The sequence below is a fragment of the Catenulispora sp. EB89 genome (assembly GCF_041261445.1).
Lineage (GTDB): Bacteria > Actinomycetota > Actinomycetes > Streptomycetales > Catenulisporaceae > Catenulispora.
This window is the reverse complement of record NZ_JBGCCU010000002.1, coordinates 488,751-505,225: the sequence shown is the minus strand read 5'-3', so window position 1 is coordinate 505,225 and position 16,475 is coordinate 488,751. Positions and strand designations below refer to the sequence as shown.

The window sequence follows — 16,475 nt, the reverse complement described above, 5'->3', positions numbered from 1 at the left end:
CTCGGGAACACTTGGGGGATGCCCTCCAGCACCCCCTACCGGCCGCCGAGGAAACAGGGCGCGGCCTTCAGGTTCATCGTTGTGGTGTTAGTGCCACTGCTGCGCGTGCTGATGAAGCGGGACTGGCGCGGCGGGGAGAACATCCCGGAGGCCGGCGGCGTGGTGATCGCGGCCAATCACATCTCGCACGTGGACGCGCTCGCGTTCGGCCACTACGTCTACGGCAACGGCCGCGTCCCGCGGTTCCTGGCCAAGTCCGGGGTGTTCAAGAACAAGTTCGTCGGCGGGGTGCTGCGCGCGGCGAAGCAGATCCCGGTCTACCGGGACAGCGCGGACGCGGCCAACGCGCTGCGCGACGCGATCGCCGCGGTGAACGACGGCCAGGCGGTCGCGCTGTATCCGGAGGGCACGATCACGCGCGACCCCGGCCTGTGGCCGATGGCGGCCAAGAGCGGCGCGGCGCGGATCGCGCTGGCGACGGGCTGTCCGGTCGTCCCGGTGGCACAGTGGGGTGCGCAGGAGATCCTGGCGTACCACGAGAAGAGGCCGCACCTGCTGCCGCGCAAGAGGATGATCATGCTGGCCGGTCCGCCGGTGGACCTGGACGACCTGCGCGGCCTCCCGCAGAACGCGGAGACGCTGCGCGAGGCGACCGACCGCATCATGGACGCGGTCACCGAGCTGCTGGCGAAGGTGCGCGGCGAGGCCCCGCCGGCGGTGCGCTACGTGCCGGTCAACGGGGACGACAACGGCGAGAACGGCGAGAACGAGCTCGACACCGAGCCCGAGAACAAGCACGAGAACAAGCACGAGCACGAGAACGGCGACAGCGGAAAGCAGGTCGAGAGCGCATGAGGCGTTGTGCCGTCTTCGGCACCGGCATGTGGGGCACGGCGATGAGCATCGTCCTGGCCGACGCCGGCAACGAGGTCGTGATGGTCGGACGCCGCGAGGCGCAGATCGCCGCGATCAACGCCGACCACGAGAACGCCGAGTACTTCCCCGGCGTCCGCCTCCCCGACGAGGTCCGCGCCACCACCGACGCCGCCGAGGCGCTGGCCGGCGCGGAGTTCGCGTACCTGAGCGTCCCGGCCCAGACGCTGCGCGCGAACCTCACCGCCTGGAAGGACCTCATCGGCCCGGACACCGTCCTGGTGTCGCTGATGAAGGGCCTGGAAGTCGGCACCGCCAAGCGCATGACCGAGGTGATCCGCGAGCTGACCGGCTTCGGCCGCGAGCGCGTCGCGGTCCTGTCCGGCCCCAACCTCTCCCCGGAGATCGCCCGCCGCCAGCCCGCCGCCTCGGTGGTGGCCAGCCGCGACGAGGACGTGGCGCTGCGCCTGCAGGCCGCCACGAACGGCCCCTACTTCCGCACCTACACCGCCAGCGACGTGACCGGCGTGGAACTCGGCGGCGTGGTGAAGAACGTCATCGGCCTGGCGGTCGGCATCGCCGACGGCATGGGCTTCGGCGACAACACCAAGGCGACCATCATCACCCGCGGGCTGGCCGAGACCGCGCGGCTCGGCGCGGCGCTGGGCGCCGATCCCTACACGTTCTCGGGCCTGGCCGGGCTCGGCGACCTGGTGGCCACCTGCGCCTCGCCGCTGTCCCGCAACCGCAGCTTCGGCGTGCACCTCGGGCGCGGGCTGACGCTGGAGCAGGCGCAGGCGGAGGTGAAGCAGACCGCCGAGGGCGTGAAATCGTGTGAGGCGGTGCTGGAGCTGGCAGACCGGCACGGCGTGGAGATGCCGATCGCCGAGACGGTGGTGGCGATCGTGCACGACGGCCGGGCGCCGGCGGAGATGCTCAAGGAACTGATGACGCGGCCCGTGAAGCCGGAGCGCCACGGGCACTAGACATGGGCACCGGGCACCAGGGCACCTAGGCACACCAGGCGTCAAGCCACCAGGCACCAGGCGTCAGGCGTCAAGCCACCAGGCGCTTGGCACTAAGCGCTAGGCAGGTTCCGGCGCGGCATCGCCGACCGCGATCTCCACGGGCCGGGTCCGCTCCGCCCACCGCGTGACCACCGGCCCCGCCAACCCCGCCGCCGCGAACCCCACCGCGAGCACGATCCACCCCGGTCCGCCGAGTCCCAGCACCAACGCTGTCAACAGCGCCGGGCCCACCGCGCCGGCGGCGTCGAGCCCCAGCAGCGTGAGTCCCTGGTACTGGCCCTGCGCATGAGCCGGGGCCAGACCGAAGCTCAACGAAAACCCGGCGGCGGTCACCCACACCCCGGCCGCGCACAACACCGCCGCCCCCGCGAACAACACCAGCGTCTCGGACCACCGCGGTCCCGAACCGCTGCCGGCCAGCACCGCGCACCCCGCGGCGATCGCGACGCCCGCGACGCGCAACGCCTTCCCGCCCTGCTCCGTCGTCTCGATGCGGCGCCCGACCGGCTGCATCAGCGCCGTCCCCAGCACGAAGTTCAGTCCGAACACCGCGGCGGCGGCCCAGTGCGGGATGTGCGTCCGCGACGCTATCCACAGCGGGATCAGCAGCGTCACCACCACCGCCTGCAGGTTGATCAGACCATTGAGAACGGCGAACGTCGCGTACGGCCGGTCCGCCAGCGCTGCGAACCGGCGCGCGCCCTCGGGACGCGGCAGCGGTGCGAAGTCCGGGACACGCAACAGCAACAGTGCGCAGACCACATACGACACCGCGTTCACCAGGATCACCGTGACGTAGGCCCCGCGCGTCCCGATCTGGATCGCCACCGCCGCGAGCAGCGTCCCGGCCACCACCGCGACGCTCACGAACGTCCGTAGCTTCGCCCGGAACAGCGCCGGGCGCTCGCCCCCGACGCGGCCTATCATCGCCCCGCGCGCCGCGTTGTTCGCCGCGTCGGCGACGTAGTCGAAGGCCGCCACCACGGTGAACGCCCACCACGAATGCACGACCACGAACAGCGCCATCGTGACCGTCTGCACCGCGAGCGTCACCAGCTGGACGGTGCGCGGCCCGACCCGGTCGGCGAGCGTCCCGGCGGGCACCGAGCCCAGCAGCGCGGCCAGTCCGGCCAGGCTCAGGCCGGTGCCGACCTGGCGCGCCGGGATGCCCACGATCACCGTGAAATACAGCGCCGAAGTGGCCAGGAACATGCCGGTGCCGACCCGGTTCACGAAGCTCGACATCACCAGCGCGCGCTGCGGTCCGGTGTCCGGGAGCGCCCGGGTCAACCAGCCGGGGATGCGTTGCGGGGCTTCGTGACGAGCCGAATCGTCGTAACCCGCCGGATTCCCACCCCGCTTGATCATGCACCGGACCCTACTCCGACTTCGGTAGGGTCAGTCCTATGAGCGATCAGAAGCGGATCCGGGTGGCCGTCGTGTTCGGCGGGCGCTCCAGTGAGCACGCCATCTCCTGCGTCACCGCCGGTTCCGTGCTGGACGCCCTGCGCAACGGGCCGGACCCGCAGCGCTACGAGATCCTGCCGATCGGCATCGCCGCCGACGGCCGCTGGGTGCTGGCCGACCTGCCGGACGGCGGCGGCCTGAACCTGGCCATCACCGACGGCCGGCTGCCGGAGATCGGGCAGCCCGCCTCGGCCGAGCGCGCGAACCTGGTCACCATGGCCGGGGACCCGACCGCGCGCGAGCTGACCGTGCACGAGCCCGGCGCGGTGCCGAAGTCGCTCGGCGAGGTGGACGTGGTGCTGCCGCTGCTGCACGGCCCCTACGGCGAGGACGGCACGCTGCAGGGCCTGCTGGAGCTGGCCGGCATCCCCTACGTCGGCTCCGGCGTGCTGGCCTCCGCGGTCTCCATGGACAAGGAGTTCATGAAGCGGCTGCTGGCCCAGGCCGGGTTCGAGGTCGGCCCGTACGAGGTCGTGCGGCCCCGGGACTGGGCCACCGAGGAGGGCCGGTCCGCGGTGCGGCTGGCCGTGGAAGAGCTCGGATACCCGGTGTTCGTCAAGCCGGCCCGCGCCGGCTCCTCGATGGGCATCACCAAGGTCGACCGGCCCGAGGATCTGGACCAGGCCGTCGACACCGCCCGGCGGCACGACCCCAAGGTGCTGGTGGAGGCCGCGATCGCGGGCCGCGAGATCGAGTGCGGGGTGCTGGAGGCGGTCGACCCGCTGGCCCCGGCCGAGGCCTCGATGCCGGCCGAGCTGCGGGTCACCGGGCCGCACGCGTTCTACGACTTCGAGGCCAAGTACCTCGACGGCAGCACCGAGGTGGACATCCCGGCGCGGCTGAGCGACGAGGAGATCGCGGACATCCGGGAGCAGGCCGTCGGCGTCTTCGAGACGCTGGGCTGCGAGGGGCTGGCCCGGGTCGACTTCTTCTACCAGGAGTCGGCCGACGGCGGCCCGGGGCGGTTCATCGTCAACGAGATCAACACCATGCCGGGGTTCACGCCGACGTCGATGTTCCCGCAGATGTGGCAGGCGGCCGGGCTGTCGTACCCGGAGCTGATCGCGCGGCTGATCGACACGGCGCTGCGGCGTCCGGCCGGGCTGCGCTGAGCGCGCTGAACCTGCTGATCTCGCGCTGATCGCGCTGAACCTGCTGATCGCGCTGAACCCGCCGGGCGGTTACTGGATCTGGTCGCTGACGAACTGCCCGGCCTTGGTCGGCACGGTCTTCACGATCAGCGGGGCCAGGTCCACCAGCGCGTTCGAGGCGTCCTGCTTCTGGGCGGCGCCGTCGTAGGGGACTGTGACCTCGACGTACACGGCGCGGTCGGTGGTGGTGTAGGTGACGCTGTCCGTGCCGTTGTCCTCGATCAGCCAGTTGACCTGCGAGGTGTCGTCACCCATGCTCGCGTACTGGTTGGACAGCGGGGTGTAGTCCGGGCCGCCGACCACGATCGCGGCCGGTTCCGCGACGCCGCAGCGCAGCACGGTGGTCGGGGAGCCCCAGACCGCGGCGCGCTGCCGGACGTGGTCGGCGGTGCCGACCGCGCCGCGCCGGTGCTTGCCCTCCAGCTCCGATGGCAGGGCCTTGACGAGGTTGGCGCAGGCGGTGAGGACGGTCGGATCGGAGGTCTCCGGAAGGGCGACGCCGACGGCGCCGGTCTGGCCGACGTGATAGCCCCACACCGCCCCCACGCACGCCAAAACCGCGGCTGTCGCTACAGCCGCGGCCGGTATCCACCTGTTCCCCGAGTATGGATTCTTGGAATCTCCCGCAGTCACCGACACGGAAGATTGGTCTACCACATCACTCGAAGTGCACGATGGGGCAGGTCAGTGTGCGCGTGATGCCTTCGATGACCTGGATCTTGGCGATCACCAGCCGGCCGAGCTCGTCCATGGTCGCGGCCTCGGCGCGAACGATGACGTCGTAGGGCCCGGTCACGTCTTCGGCGGTGGTGATGCCGCTCTCGAGTTCGGCGATCGCCTGCGCCACGGCGCCCGCCTTCCCCACCTCGGTCTGGACCAGGATGTACGCTTGAACCACGTGTCCTCCTACTGTCGGAAACGCCACCTTAGCCTGCGGTTCCCCCATTCCGGGAGTCCATGCCCGTTGGGCGGACCGCCACGGTTCACCCGAACGAGTAGTGCCGGGCCGGGGCGGGTTGAGAGCGTGCGCGGGTTGGTGGCCGGCCTGGCGAGGCGGCAACGCCGCCGCAGCGCACGGAAAACTCGTCGGGAACGAGTCTGGGCGTGCCGGATGGCCGCCCTCGACCCGGTGTTGGTCGTGGGCGGGCGGCTTGCAAGCGCAGCGCGGCAAGGGACCGGTGCGGTCAGGCTCGGAGCTCCGGCGATTTTTCGCCCGGCCACCAACCCGCGCACGCTCTAAGGTACCGGCGTGGAGACCATCGACGACGTCGGCGAGTTCGGGCTCATCGCCCGCGTCCAGGCGCGCCTGCCCCTGACCAGCCCCGAGACCCTGGTGCCGTCCGGTGACGACGCCGCGGTGCTCGCCGCGCCCGACGGCCGCCTGGCGATCAGCACCGACGTGCTGCTGGAGGGCCGGCACTTCCGGCGCGACTGGTCCGGCCCTCGTGACGTCGGACACAAGGCCGCGGCCCAGAACTTCAGCGACATCGCCGCGATGGGCGGCGTCCCGACTTCGCTGCTGCTGTCCATGGTGCTGCCCGGCGACCTGCCGGTGGCCTGGGTCGAGGAGTTCGCCGAGGGCGTGGCCGGCGAGTGCGCCCCGCTCGGGGCGATCGTGGCCGGCGGCGACATGGTGCGCGGGGACCTGATCACCATCTCGGTGACGGTGCTCGGCACGCTGGAGGGCCGGGCCCCGGTGCTGCGCTCCGGCGCGCGGCCGGGGGACACGGTGGCGGTGGCCGGACGGCTCGGGTGGTCGGCGGCGGGGCTGGAATTGCTGCTGTCCGGGCAGGATTCGCACGGTGCGGCGGGTGATGGCGCGGCGCAAGCGGCCGGTGGCGGGACCGGGGCGGGATCCGGGATCGAGGCGGGGTCCGGGATCGAGGCGCCTCCGCAGTCCGCTGACTATCTTGCCGCGCACCGCCGTCCGAGTCCGCCGTACGCGGCCGGTCCGCAAGCGGCGCGGGCCGGTGCCACGGCGATGCTGGACGTGAGCGACGGCCTGCTGGCCGACCTGAAGCATCTCGCCGTGGCCAGCGGGGTCGCGGTCGACGTCGACAGCACTCTGCTGGTCGCCACCCCGGGCCCGCGCCTGGACCAGATCCTGACCGGCGGCGAGGACCACGCGCTGGTCGCGACCTTCGCCGCCGAGGTTCCTGAGGGCTGGCGTCCGATCGGAACCGTTCATGAAGGCGCCGCGGCCGTGACCGTGGACGGCAAGCCGTGGGAGGGCCCCGGCGGCTTCAGCCACTTCGGCCATTCGGCGTAACGGGAACGGCGCCGATCCCCCCGTGGGACCGGCGCCGCCCGCCGAACGAACCGCGCCTCGATATCCGGCCTCGGGCACCTGGCATCCGGATCAGGCACCGCGCCGCGTGCCTCGGGCACCCGGCATCCGGATCAGGCACCGCGCCGCGTCAGCCCGGTCAGCACCAGCGTGACCAGCGCCCCGACGGCCATCGCGATCCCGGCGGCGTGCATCCCGGACAGCGTGCCGAGGATCGCCACCCCCAGCGCGCTGCCGGTCTGGCGGGCCGCGTTCAGGGCGCCCTGGCCGGTCGCGGCGAGCGCCCGCGGGGTGGCCACGGCCATGTCGGCGGTGATCGAGGGGATGGTCATCGTGGTGGCGACGGCCATCAGGACCTGCGCGACGGTCACCACGGCCAGCGAGGTGTGCGGGCCGACCGTGTACAGGACCGCGCCGACCGCGACGTCCACCGCCATCGCCGCCAGCACCATCGGGCGGGCGCCGAACCGGTGCGCCAGTCGGCTGGTCGCGAAGGGCAGGAAGCACAGCGGCACCATCATCGGCAGGAATGCGACGCCGGTCATGGCCGGGCTCATGTGCCGCGTCTCCTCCAGCCACAGTGTGACCGAGTACAGCAGGCCGTAGAAGATGTAGTTCGCGGCGACCGCGGTCACCAGGTTGGTACGGACCCGGCCCAGGCGCAGCAGCTCCGGGGGCAGCACCGGCGCCTCGGCCCGGCGCTCGACGAGCGCCACCGCGACCGTCGCCAGGACCGCGACCGCCAGCGCGGCCAGCGCGGACGGTGTGCCCCAGCCCTCGGTGCCGGCGTCGACCAGGCCGTAGGTCAGGGCGCTGAGCGCGACGGTGAACAGGACCAGGCCGGGGACGTCGAACTTCTTGCGCTGCCCGGAACGGTTCGCGGACAGGCCGCGCACCAGGAACCACGAGACCAGCGCCAGCGGCGGGTTCACGATGAAGACCAGGCGCCAGCCGCCGGCCGCGACCAGCGCGCCGCCGAGGACCGGCCCGACCGCCAGTCCGATTCCGGACAGCGCGGCCCACGCGCCGACCGCCTTCATCCGCTCCCTGGCGTCGGGGTAGAGGCCGGCGAGCAGCGCCAGGGAGGCCGGGACCATGCCGGCCGCCGCGGCGCCGAGCAGTGCGCGGCCGGCGATCAGGCCGCCGACGTTCGGCGCCGCCGCGGACAGCAGCGAAATCAGACCGAACAGCGCGACCGCGCTCTGGTACACGCGGCGGGCGCCGAACCGGTCGGCGATCGCGCCGGAGGCCAGCATCAGCCCGGCGAACACGACGGTGTAGGCGTCCACGGTCCAGGGCAGCGCCGAGGCCGAGGCGTGCAGGTTCGCCTTCAGGTCGGGGAGTGCGACGTTCAGGATGGTCGCGTCGATCAGGACCATGAAGTTGCCGGCCACGATGCCGGCGAACGCGGCCTTGGTCCGGGCGGTGGGAGCTGCGGCGGGAGCAGGGCTGGGAGCAGCTGGGGGAGCAGAGGCGGGATCGGTGGTCTGCGGTGCGGCTTCGTCGGTCAGTGCCATGACCCGAGGATCGGGCCCGCCCCGCTGTCGCCGACAGGCCGACTTTCCGATCGGGCCATCGGGGACTCCGATGGCGGGATCAGCGGAGTCTGCGCGAGGATCGGAGCGTGATCAGAAGCATATTGCTCATCAAATTCACGCCCGAAGCGACCGACGAACAGATCGAGGCCTTCGGCAAGGCGCTCGGAGACCTGCCGTTCGAGCGGCGGCGCCACTTCGAGTTCCACCGCGACGCCCGGCTGACGGACGACGCGATGGACGCCGCGGTGATCGCCGACTTCGACGACGAGGAGGCCTACCGGGCCTGGGTCGCGGACCCGGGACACCATGAGGTGCGGTCGCGGTACCTGGACCCGATCCGCGCTCAGCGCGAGCGGATCCTGTTCCGCATCTGACCGGTCGATCCGGCCGGTCGCCGGCCGGCTGCTCCCTCAGCCGGCCAGCCAGCTCCCCAGCACCGGGTTGAACTCGTTGATCCGCACCCGGCTGACCAGGTCGGCCTCGGCGAACGGGTCGTGCTCCAGCAGCGCCTTCAGCGCCGCCTCGTCCTCGACCTCGAAGACCAGCAGCGCGCCGGTGTTGTTGGCCCACGGCCCGGACACCAGCAGTTCCCCGCGGCCCTGGGCCTCCGCCAGGAAAGCGCGGTGCGCGGGGCGGATCTCGTCCCGCTTGGCGGTGTCCGCGGTGTAGACGTATTCGACGGCGAAGCGAGCCACCATGTCTCCTTGGGAATGGAAGTTTCAGTCCAGCGACGGCGTTCTGTTCAAAGGCTCCGGGGGATCCGGCGCGCGGCCCCGGGCCTCGCACGCACCGTACCCTGCGGACCGCCCCTATCGGAGAAGCCGATGGCAGGATGGTGGCATGGACACCCGACAGTTGCGCGCGTTCCTCGCGGTCGTGGACGCCGGCGGCATCTCCGCGGCCGCCGAGCAGCTCGGCTACGCGCAGAGCAGCGTCAGCGACCAGTTGCGGACCCTGGAGCGGGACCTCGGCACCCCGGTCCTGAACCGGACGAGCATCGGCACCGTCCCGACCGAGGCCGGGCAGCGCCTGCTGCCGTACGCGCGCCGGATGCTGGACCTGGACGGCGAGATGCGGCGCACCGTCTCCGGGAAGCGTCCGCTGCTGCGCATCGGGGCGTTGCAGTCGCTGGCCGACGAGTGGCTGCCGGAGATGCTGACCGCCTTCGACCACGGGGCCGCCGGGCCCGAGACCGCGGATGTGACGGTCACCGTCACCAGCCGCACCCGGCTGATGGAGGAGCTGCAGGAGGGCCGCCTGGACGCGGTGTTCACGCTGGACAGCGGCCCGGCCTACGACGGCCCGACCGCGGTGGTCGGCACCGACCGCGTGGTCCTGGTGACGGCGCCCTCGCACCCGCTGGCGAGCGTGCACCCGCTGACCCTGGACGACGTCCGCGCCACCGAGTTCATGGTGACCGAGATCGGCTGCATCTACCGGCAGCTCTTCGACGAGAGCGGACGCGACCTCGGCCCGTCGCTGAAGATCGCGATGATCACCGGCTCGCTGAACGCGCTGCGCCGGCTGACGGTGAACGGCCGCGGTGCCGCACTGCTGCCCAGGTTCTCGGTCGCGGCGGAACTGGAGTCCGGGGACCTGGTGATGCTGGATCTGAAGCAGGGCCTGGCGCCGCTGACCATCGAGGCGCGGTGGCGGGACGGGATCGGGCCGGCGGCGGCGCCGTTGAAGGCTTTGGTGGAGCTGACGCAGAAGTTCAGCCCGGCGGCTTGGGCGATGGCGTGAACAATTCGGTAGAAATCCGCGATGGCGCCGCAGCCGCTGATAGCGCGGCCGATACGGACTTGGTCGATGCCGCGCAGGCCATCCTCGGCGACCTGGTCGCCGGCGGCGCCGCCCTCGGCTGGGTCGATCCGCCGTCGAAGCCTGAGATCGCCGCGCTCCTGGCGAAGGTGAGCGCCGCCTCGCGGGCCGGCGACGGCGCGCTGCGGCTGGCGTACTCCGGCGACCGCTTGCTGGGCCTCGGCTACTGGCTGCGCTACGAGCGGCCCACGCACCGTCCGAACGCGGATCTGGAAAAGCTCGCCATCGCCTCCGACGCGCAGGGCATGGGAGTCGGCCGCCTGCTCACCGCCGCGCTGGTGGACAGCGCGCGCGAGGCCGGCGTCGAGGTCCTGACCCTCGACGCCCGCGGCGACAACGAGAACGCGCTGCATCTGTACCGCACGCTCGGTTTCCGCGAGTACGGCCGCCTCCCGGGGTTCGTCGCGGTCGGCGAGCGGCGCTACGACAAGGTCTTCTACATGCTCGACTTCCGCGCCTGACCGTGCCCGGGGAGCTCACCGCCGCGGCTCGTATGCTGATCACCATGTCCGCAGCCCCCGATGCCCCCGCAGGTTCCGCTTCCAGCGCCCCGCCCCGCGTCCTCACCATCGCCGGCAGCGACTCCGGCGGCGGCGCGGGCATCCAGGCCGACCTGAAGACGATGCTGGCGCACGGTGTGCACGGCATGTCCGTCCTCACCGCCGTCACCGCGCAGAACTCGGTCGGCGTCCAGGACTTCTGGGCGCTGCCGATCGAGGCGGTGGAGCGGCAGTTCCGCTCCGTCGTGGACGACATCGGCGTGGACGCGGTGAAGACCGGGATGCTGGCCTCGCCGGAGCTGACCTCGACCGTCGCCCGGCTGATCGGCACGCTGGACCCGGCGGTCCCGGTGGTCGTCGACCCGGTGAGCGTGTCCAAGCACGGCGACCCGCTCCTGGCCCCGGACGCGCTCGACGCCCTGCGCGGCGAACTGCTGCCGCGCGCCACGGTCGTCACCCCGAACCTCGACGAGGTCCGCCTGATCACCGGCCTGGACGTGGTGGCCGAGTCCGGGATGGTGGCCGCCGCGCGCGCCCTGGCCGACCTCGGCCCGCGCTGGGTGCTGGTCAAGGGCGGACACCTGAGCGACCACCCGGAATCGGTGGACCTCCTGGTCGGCCCGGACGGCGCGGAGCACTGGCTGCGCGCCCCGCGCCACGACAACCGCCACACCCACGGCACCGGCTGCACGCTCGCCAGCGCCATCGCCTCCCGCCTGGCCCTCGGCGACGACGTCCCGGCGGCGGTGCGCGCCGCCAAGGAGTACGTCACCGGCGGCATCGCGGCCGGCTTCCCGCTCGGCGCCGGCATCGGGCCGGTGGACCACGGCTGGCGCTGGCGGTAGCGCCGGGCCGCGCGTCCTTCAGTCCTTGATCGACAAGGCCGATATCCCAAGAGGCCGCCGGATCGCGGCGGCCTCCCCGGAGATGGAGGACCACCTTGCGAAAGACGATGAAGTACGCCGTCGCGGCGCTGGCAGCCGCGTCCGCGACAGCCCTCACCGCCCCTGCGGCATCGGCGCAGCCCGCGAAGCCGCGCAGCTACCTGGACGGCCGGGTGTGTCTGTTCGACGCGCCGAAGGCACCGGTGCACTTAGGGCACATCGGCTGGGCCTACCGCTGGTCCCAGGACCACGGCCAGTGGGACTACGGCGCGACCGTGGACCCGCACCACGGCTGGCGCAAGCACGGCTCGTTCCAGCAGATGGTGAAGGACTTCCGAAACCGCAACGACGCCGAGGGCTACTTCAGCTACCGCTGCAAGGACACGCTGGCCGCCGACCAGCGCGACGCCAACGGCGTGGTCAACCGGATCAACGGCAAGGACTACAACCTCATGGTGAACAACTGCCTCACCAAGTCGATCCAGATCATCAAGGCCTACGACGAGTCCGGCGGTCTCAACGGTCTGCCCGACGGGCACTGGACCGCACCCAACTTCTATTACACGGAGACGCTGGACAGGGCCGGCTGGGAGCGGCTGGTCCACCTGCACTGAGCCGTGGCCCTCGCCGTGGCCGTCCGGGGAACGGGATCCGCATCTCGTTCCCCGGAGGCCATCAGACCTCGGCCAGCCTTAGAGCTCGAACAGCATCAGAGCTCATACAGCCGCAGCCAGCCTCAGCCGGCCTCAGACCTCAGACCGCTTCGGCCAGCGAAAGCCCGAACCGCCCGGCCTCATCGGTCCACCACCGCCGCACCGCGAACCCGGCCGCGCCGAGCTCCCGCGCCACACCCTCGCGCCGGAACTTCGCCGAGATCTCCGTCCGCAGTTCCTCGCCGCGCTCGAACGACACCCCCAGATCCAGCTCCTTGAGCCGGACCGACAGGTCCCGCCGGGCCCGCAGCCGCATCTCGATCCACTCCGCGTTGGCGTCCCAGAGCGCGACGTGGTCGAAGTCGTCCGGATCGAAGTCGGCGTCCAGTTCGCGGTCCACGACGGACAGCACGTTCTTGTTGAACTCCGCTGTCACCCCGGCCGCGTCGTCGTAGGCCGCGACCAGCGTCTCGGGGTCCTTCACCAAGTCGGTGCCGAGAAGCAGCCACTCGCCGGTCCGGAGCCCGGCGCGCACCCGTGCCAAGAACACCGAGCGCTCCTCCGGCAGCAGGTTGCCGATCGTGCCGCCGAGGAAGACCACCAGCCGCGGGCCCACCGACTCCGGGATCGCCAGGCGTTCCTCGAAGTCGGTGACGACCGCGTGGATCGTCAGGTCCGGGTAGCGTTCTTGCAGTTGCTCGCCGGACGCCAGCAGCGCGGCCTCGCTGACGTCGATCGGGTCGTAGCGGCGCAGCGTGCCGATGTCGCGCAGGGCGTCCAACAGCAGCGTCGTCTTCGTCGACGAGCCCGAACCGAGCTCCGCCAGCGTCTCGGCGCGCGTCACGTCGGCGATCTCGGCCGCGCGGGCGGCCAGGATCTCCCGCTCGGCGCGCGTCGGGTAGTACTCCGGCAGCCGCGTGATCTCCTCGAAGAGCTCGCTGCCCCGCGCGTCGTAGAACCACTTGGGCGGCAGCCATTTCGGCTCGTCCGTCAGGCCTTTGAGAACGTCGTCCCGCAGCGCGGCCGCGAAGAAGTCCTCCGGCAGGTGCCGCTCGATCTCTATACCGCTCATCGTCCCACTGACCTTTCCTGAGATCCCTTCCAGCCTTCCGCGCTCCACGTGTGGACTCCCTCGCCGACGTCGGCCCACCCGGGCGAGTCGTCGTCCGGTTCCGAGGCGACGACCGTGAAGCCGTCACCGGTCCGGGCGCTGAGGGTGTCGCCGAAGACCGAGGCGACGATCGTGGTGGCGTTCGTCAGCAAAAGGTTCAGCCGGGCCTCGGCGACCGCGGCGACGTCGGCGACCACCGAGGCGACCGCCTCCGGCATCGCGGCGCCCTCGCGGACCCGGGCCTGGATCAGGGCCCAGACGAACGCCGAGTCCGTCCGTGATTCCAGGGCCAACAAATCGGCGGCCGGCACGGTCTCGGCGAGTTTCGCCACCGAGCCCGGGTAGCCGCCGATCGATCCGTTGTGGCTGAACAGCCAGCCTCCGCCCTGATACGGCGCGGCGGCCTCGGTGCCGGTGGCCGAGCCGGTCGTGGCGTCGCGGACGGCTGCCAGCACCGCGCCGCTGCGAGTCACCCGGGCGATATCAGGGAACGAAGGATCGGCCCAGATCGGGCCGGCCTGCCGGTACCGCGCCGGAACCGGATCCCCGTCGGCGAACCAGCCGACGCCGAAGCCGTCGGCGTTCACCACGCCGTGCGTCTGCCGGGCCGGCTCCCAGCTCTGCCGGTACAGGGAGTGCGGCGGGTCGATCAGTAACTCGCGTAAGGATTTTCGCGGCCCCAGGTAGGCCAGATGTCGGCACATCAGAGCACCCCGTCCCGCGCCGTCCGGAAGCCGGAGAAGATCTGCCGCCGGATCGGGTAGTCCCAGTTCCGGAAGGTGCCCCGGCACGCCACCGGGTCGACGGCGAACGATCCGCCGCGCAGCACCTTGTAGTCCGGGCCGAAGAAGACCTCCGAGTACTCCCGGTACGGCCACGCGGCGAAGCCGGGGTAGGGCAGGAAGTCCGACGACACCCACTCCCAGACGTCGCCGATCAGCTGCCGGGCCCCGCACGGCGCCTCGCCGTCCGGGTAGGAGCCGGCGGCCGAGGGCTGGAGGTAGGACTGGCCGAGATTCGCGTGCTGCGGCAGGGGATCCTCGTCGCCCCACGGGTAGCGCCGCGACCGGCCGCTGACCGGGTCGTACCGCGCGGCCTTCTCCCATTCGGCCTCGGTCGGCAGGCGCCGGCCCTTCCACGCCGCGTAGGCCTCGGCCTCGTAGTAGGTGACGTGGACGACCGGCTCCTGCGCCGGCACCGGCTCGACGACGCCGAACCGTCGGCGCAGCCACTGCTCGCCCTCGCGCGTCCAGTACAGCGGGGCGACCAGGTCCGCCTTCCGCCGGTGCGCCCAGCCGGCCTCGGACCACCAGCGGGGGTCGTCGTAGCCGCCGTCGGCGATGAACTCCAGGTACGCGCCGTTGGTGACCGGCGTGGTGTCGAGCCAGAACCCTGCGACGTCGACCTCGTGTGCCGGCCGCTCGTTGTCCAGGGCCCAGGCCTCGGTCGAGGTGCCCATGGTGAACGGGCCGCCCGGGACGAAGACCTCCGTCGGCAGCGCGTGCGCGTCGGCCGGCGGCGCGGGAGGCGCGGGGCGGTGCAGGACCGGTTCGCCGGTCCGCAGCTGGTGGGTGATCAGCATGGTCTCGTCGTGCTGCTGCTCGTGCTGCGCGATCATGCCGAAGGCGAATCCGCCGCGGCTGAGCTCCGCGTCTCCCCATCGGGGCTGTTCCAACATGTCCATCACCCGGCCGCGGACCTCGTGGACGTAGCGGCGCGCTTCGTCCGGAGGCAGCAGCGGGAGAGTGGGACGCTCGGCGCGCGGATGCTCGAAGGCGTCGTACAGCGGGTCGATCTCGGGGTGCATCGGCTCGCGGCCGCCGAGGTTGCGCAGCAGCCACAGCTCCTCCTGGTTGCCGATGTGCGCCAGGTCCCAGACCAGCGGCGACATCAACGGGGAGTGCTGGCGGATCAGGTCGGGTTCGTCGACCGGACCGGTCAGGCCCTGGGTGCGCTCGCGGGCGCGCTCCAGGCTGCGGGCTATGCGCTCGGTCAGGTCGGTTGTGCCGGCTGCCGAGCTGGTGTGGTCTATGGGCACTGTCATGGGAGGTCCTCCTCGGCGTAGCGCGCGACTTCGGCTGTGAGCTCGGCGGGCGCGTCCATCCGCTCCAGGGCGGACAGGGCGGCGTCGAAGCAGGCCGCGGCGGCTTTCCGGATCGGGGTCAGTTCGAGGGCGGCCTGGGCGTCGTCCGTCGCCCGGGCGTCGTGGAACAGGGCTGTGAGGAGTGCCGTCGGCACCCGCCACAGATCGCCGGGCAGCGCGTCGAGCACCCGGAACTCCAGGTGCCCGCGCGGCCGGACCGGCGGGAAGAGGGTGGTCAGGTGATAGGCGAGGTCGTCCAGGGTGGGGGCGCGGTCCTCGCCGGGCTCCAGCGCACCGGTCTTGATCCACTCCCGGAAGGTGAGCCCCGGCGGTGCGGTCCACGGCGCGCCGTCCGGGCGCTGGACGCACATCAGCTTGGCGTCCAGCGCGTACTGCGCGTACGCCAGACGCAGGTCGGGGGATTCCAGGGGTGGGGCGGCGGTGCGCCCGGGGTCGATCGCGGCCCACACCGCCGGCCGGTCGGTCCGGCAGAAGACGGCGGTCAGGACCGGGGTGAGCTGGTGCGCCAGCCGCCAGCGGCGGCGGAAACCCTCCGGTCCGTCGTGCTCGGTGCCGGCGTCCAGGTTCACCTGGATCGAGGCCGTCGAGCACATCATGACGCGGCCGGAGCCGTTGTCGCGGTCGAAGAAGTGCTCCATCGCGACGTAGCGGGGATGGTCGATGACACGACTCGGGGGGTGGCCGTGCTCGCGGCCCATGCCGACGAGCTCTAAGCCTGCCTCCGCAGCCGATCGCCGTAAAAGGGTCAGGTCACGGTCCGTGGTGGCGATCAGATCGCGGACCGTGTCGGCGGGGGAGGAACTGAGTTCCCACTGGCCGCCGGGTTCCATCGTGAGAGAGCCGGACAGCGGCTGCTCCGCCGCGTCCGCGAAGGCACGCAGGAGGCGATCACGGTCCGGCAGGTGTTCCGGACGACGTGCGTCCCGGGGGAACCATTCCAGTTCCACGCCGACACGGCTGGGCGGACCGGTCTTGAAACAGATGCCCGAGATGTACTCCAGGGCACCTTCCACCGTGAGATGGGTCATGCACTCCATCGTGACATGCGGGTCCGACAC

At 71.8% G+C, this 16,475-nt stretch carries 18 protein-coding genes; 9 read left to right on the top strand and 9 right to left on the bottom strand.

The window, feature by feature from the left end; translation table 11 throughout:
- Window positions 1-18: 18 nt before the first annotated feature.
- Both ABH920_RS05750 and ABH920_RS05745 read left to right on the top strand, forming a co-directional pair.
- The gene (locus ABH920_RS05750; protein ID WP_370347536.1) at window positions 19-855 is read left to right on the top strand and encodes a lysophospholipid acyltransferase family protein; all 837 of its coding nucleotides are present in this window, start codon (window positions 19-21) and stop codon (window positions 853-855) included.
- Window positions 852-1,859 carry an NAD(P)H-dependent glycerol-3-phosphate dehydrogenase gene (locus tag ABH920_RS05745; RefSeq protein WP_370347534.1) on the top strand — a complete coding sequence of 336 codons (1,008 nt, stop codon included), beginning with the start codon at window positions 852-854 and terminating at the stop codon, window positions 1,857-1,859. Before ABH920_RS05750 ends, ABH920_RS05745 begins: the two co-directional genes overlap by 4 nt.
- 99 nt (window positions 1,860-1,958) lie before the next feature.
- Here ABH920_RS05745 and ABH920_RS05740 read toward each other — a convergent pair whose 3' ends face one another.
- Window positions 1,959-3,269, bottom strand: a complete 1,311-nt coding sequence (locus ABH920_RS05740; RefSeq protein WP_370347532.1) for an MFS transporter — start codon at window positions 3,267-3,269, stop codon at window positions 1,959-1,961.
- Between the two features lie 38 nt (window positions 3,270-3,307).
- Between ABH920_RS05740 and ABH920_RS05735 the strand changes: the two genes are divergently transcribed.
- Window positions 3,308-4,480, top strand: a complete 1,173-nt coding sequence (locus tag ABH920_RS05735) for a D-alanine--D-alanine ligase family protein (RefSeq protein WP_370347530.1) — start codon at window positions 3,308-3,310, stop codon at window positions 4,478-4,480.
- A 69-nt stretch (window positions 4,481-4,549) separates the two neighbouring features.
- On the opposite strand, the gene ABH920_RS05730 is transcribed toward ABH920_RS05735, so the two are convergent.
- Together ABH920_RS05730 and ABH920_RS05725 are read right to left on the bottom strand one after the other, a co-directional pair.
- A complete protein-coding gene (locus ABH920_RS05730; protein ID WP_370347528.1) occupies window positions 4,550-5,152 on the bottom strand; it encodes a DUF3515 domain-containing protein in 603 nt (200 codons plus the stop codon).
- A 25-nt stretch (window positions 5,153-5,177) separates the two neighbouring features.
- Entirely contained in the window at window positions 5,178-5,417 is a 240-nt protein-coding gene (locus ABH920_RS05725; protein WP_015796587.1) for an Lrp/AsnC family transcriptional regulator, read from the bottom strand.
- 351 nt (window positions 5,418-5,768) lie between these two features.
- On the opposite strand from ABH920_RS05725, the gene ABH920_RS05720 reads away from it, so the two are divergent.
- Complete coding sequence (locus ABH920_RS05720) at window positions 5,769-6,788, top strand: thiamine-phosphate kinase (RefSeq protein ID WP_370347526.1); 1,020 nt, start codon at window positions 5,769-5,771, stop codon at window positions 6,786-6,788.
- 131 nt (window positions 6,789-6,919) lie between these two features.
- On the opposite strand, the gene ABH920_RS05715 is transcribed toward ABH920_RS05720, so the two are convergent.
- Window positions 6,920-8,323, bottom strand: coding sequence for an MFS transporter (locus tag ABH920_RS05715; RefSeq protein WP_370347524.1), 1,404 nt, complete (start codon window positions 8,321-8,323; stop codon window positions 6,920-6,922).
- A gap of 107 nt (window positions 8,324-8,430) precedes the next feature.
- Between ABH920_RS05715 and ABH920_RS05710 the strand changes: the two genes are divergently transcribed.
- Entirely contained in the window at window positions 8,431-8,718 is a 288-nt protein-coding gene (locus ABH920_RS05710; protein WP_370347522.1) for a Dabb family protein, read from the top strand.
- Window positions 8,719-8,754: 36 nt separating this feature from the next.
- Here ABH920_RS05710 and ABH920_RS05705 read toward each other — a convergent pair whose 3' ends face one another.
- Window positions 8,755-9,042, bottom strand: a complete 288-nt coding sequence (locus ABH920_RS05705) for a YciI family protein (RefSeq protein WP_370347520.1) — start codon at window positions 9,040-9,042, stop codon at window positions 8,755-8,757.
- A gap of 142 nt (window positions 9,043-9,184) precedes the next feature.
- Between ABH920_RS05705 and ABH920_RS05700 the strand changes: the two genes are divergently transcribed.
- From ABH920_RS05700 to ABH920_RS05685, 4 genes are all read left to right on the top strand, one after another.
- Window positions 9,185-10,087, top strand: a complete 903-nt coding sequence (locus ABH920_RS05700) for a LysR family transcriptional regulator (protein WP_370347518.1) — start codon at window positions 9,185-9,187, stop codon at window positions 10,085-10,087.
- Window positions 10,088-10,101: 14 nt separating this feature from the next.
- Window positions 10,102-10,626, top strand: a complete 525-nt coding sequence (locus ABH920_RS05695; RefSeq protein ID WP_370348005.1) for an N-acetyltransferase family protein — start codon at window positions 10,102-10,104, stop codon at window positions 10,624-10,626.
- A gap of 44 nt (window positions 10,627-10,670) precedes the next feature.
- The gene (thiD, locus tag ABH920_RS05690) at window positions 10,671-11,510 is read left to right on the top strand and encodes a bifunctional hydroxymethylpyrimidine kinase/phosphomethylpyrimidine kinase (RefSeq protein WP_370347516.1); all 840 of its coding nucleotides are present in this window, start codon (window positions 10,671-10,673) and stop codon (window positions 11,508-11,510) included.
- Between the two features lie 95 nt (window positions 11,511-11,605).
- Window positions 11,606-12,163, top strand: coding sequence for a hypothetical protein (locus tag ABH920_RS05685; protein WP_370347514.1), 558 nt, complete (start codon window positions 11,606-11,608; stop codon window positions 12,161-12,163).
- A gap of 139 nt (window positions 12,164-12,302) precedes the next feature.
- Here the strand turns inward: ABH920_RS05685 and egtD are convergent, their stop codons facing one another.
- Genes egtD through ABH920_RS05665 form a run of 4 tightly spaced genes read right to left on the bottom strand, consistent with a single transcriptional unit; the run spans window position 12,303 to window position 16,445 of the window.
- The gene (gene egtD, locus ABH920_RS05680; protein ID WP_370347512.1) at window positions 12,303-13,274 is read right to left on the bottom strand and encodes an L-histidine N(alpha)-methyltransferase; all 972 of its coding nucleotides are present in this window, start codon (window positions 13,272-13,274) and stop codon (window positions 12,303-12,305) included.
- Window positions 13,271-14,017, bottom strand: a complete 747-nt coding sequence (gene egtC, locus ABH920_RS05675; protein ID WP_370347510.1) for an ergothioneine biosynthesis protein EgtC — start codon at window positions 14,015-14,017, stop codon at window positions 13,271-13,273. Before egtC ends, egtD begins: the two co-directional genes overlap by 4 nt.
- A complete protein-coding gene (gene egtB / locus ABH920_RS05670) occupies window positions 14,017-15,357 on the bottom strand; it encodes an ergothioneine biosynthesis protein EgtB (protein WP_370347508.1) in 1,341 nt (446 codons plus the stop codon). The genes egtC and egtB overlap by 1 nt, the downstream gene beginning before the upstream one ends.
- Complete coding sequence (locus ABH920_RS05665; protein WP_370347506.1) at window positions 15,354-16,445, bottom strand: glutamate-cysteine ligase family protein; 1,092 nt, start codon at window positions 16,443-16,445, stop codon at window positions 15,354-15,356. Before ABH920_RS05665 ends, egtB begins: the two co-directional genes overlap by 4 nt.
- Between the last annotated feature and the right edge of the window lie 30 nt (window positions 16,446-16,475).

Bases quoted from the DNA above. Each gene is read 5' to 3' on its own strand.
- ABH920_RS05750 (WP_370347536.1), top strand. From the start codon at position 19: ATGCCCTCCAGCACCCCCTACCGGCCGCCGAGGAAACAGGGCGCGGCC.
- ABH920_RS05745 (WP_370347534.1), top strand. From the start codon at position 852: ATGAGGCGTTGTGCCGTCTTCGGCACCGGCATGTGGGGCACGGCGATG.
- ABH920_RS05740 (WP_370347532.1), bottom strand. From the start codon at position 3,269: ATGATCAAGCGGGGTGGGAATCCGGCGGGTTACGACGATTCGGCTCGT.
- ABH920_RS05735 (WP_370347530.1), top strand. From the start codon at position 3,308: ATGAGCGATCAGAAGCGGATCCGGGTGGCCGTCGTGTTCGGCGGGCGC.
- ABH920_RS05715 (WP_370347524.1), bottom strand. From the start codon at position 8,323: ATGGCACTGACCGACGAAGCCGCACCGCAGACCACCGATCCCGCCTCT.
- ABH920_RS05705 (WP_370347520.1), bottom strand. From the start codon at position 9,042: ATGGTGGCTCGCTTCGCCGTCGAATACGTCTACACCGCGGACACCGCC.
- ABH920_RS05700 (WP_370347518.1), top strand. From the start codon at position 9,185: ATGGACACCCGACAGTTGCGCGCGTTCCTCGCGGTCGTGGACGCCGGC.
- thiD (WP_370347516.1), top strand. From the start codon at position 10,671: ATGTCCGCAGCCCCCGATGCCCCCGCAGGTTCCGCTTCCAGCGCCCCG.
- egtD (WP_370347512.1), bottom strand. From the start codon at position 13,274: ATGAGCGGTATAGAGATCGAGCGGCACCTGCCGGAGGACTTCTTCGCG.
- egtC (WP_370347510.1), bottom strand. From the start codon at position 14,017: ATGTGCCGACATCTGGCCTACCTGGGGCCGCGAAAATCCTTACGCGAG.
- egtB (WP_370347508.1), bottom strand. From the start codon at position 15,357: ATGACAGTGCCCATAGACCACACCAGCTCGGCAGCCGGCACAACCGAC.
- ABH920_RS05665 (WP_370347506.1), bottom strand. From the start codon at position 16,445: ATGACCCATCTCACGGTGGAAGGTGCCCTGGAGTACATCTCGGGCATC.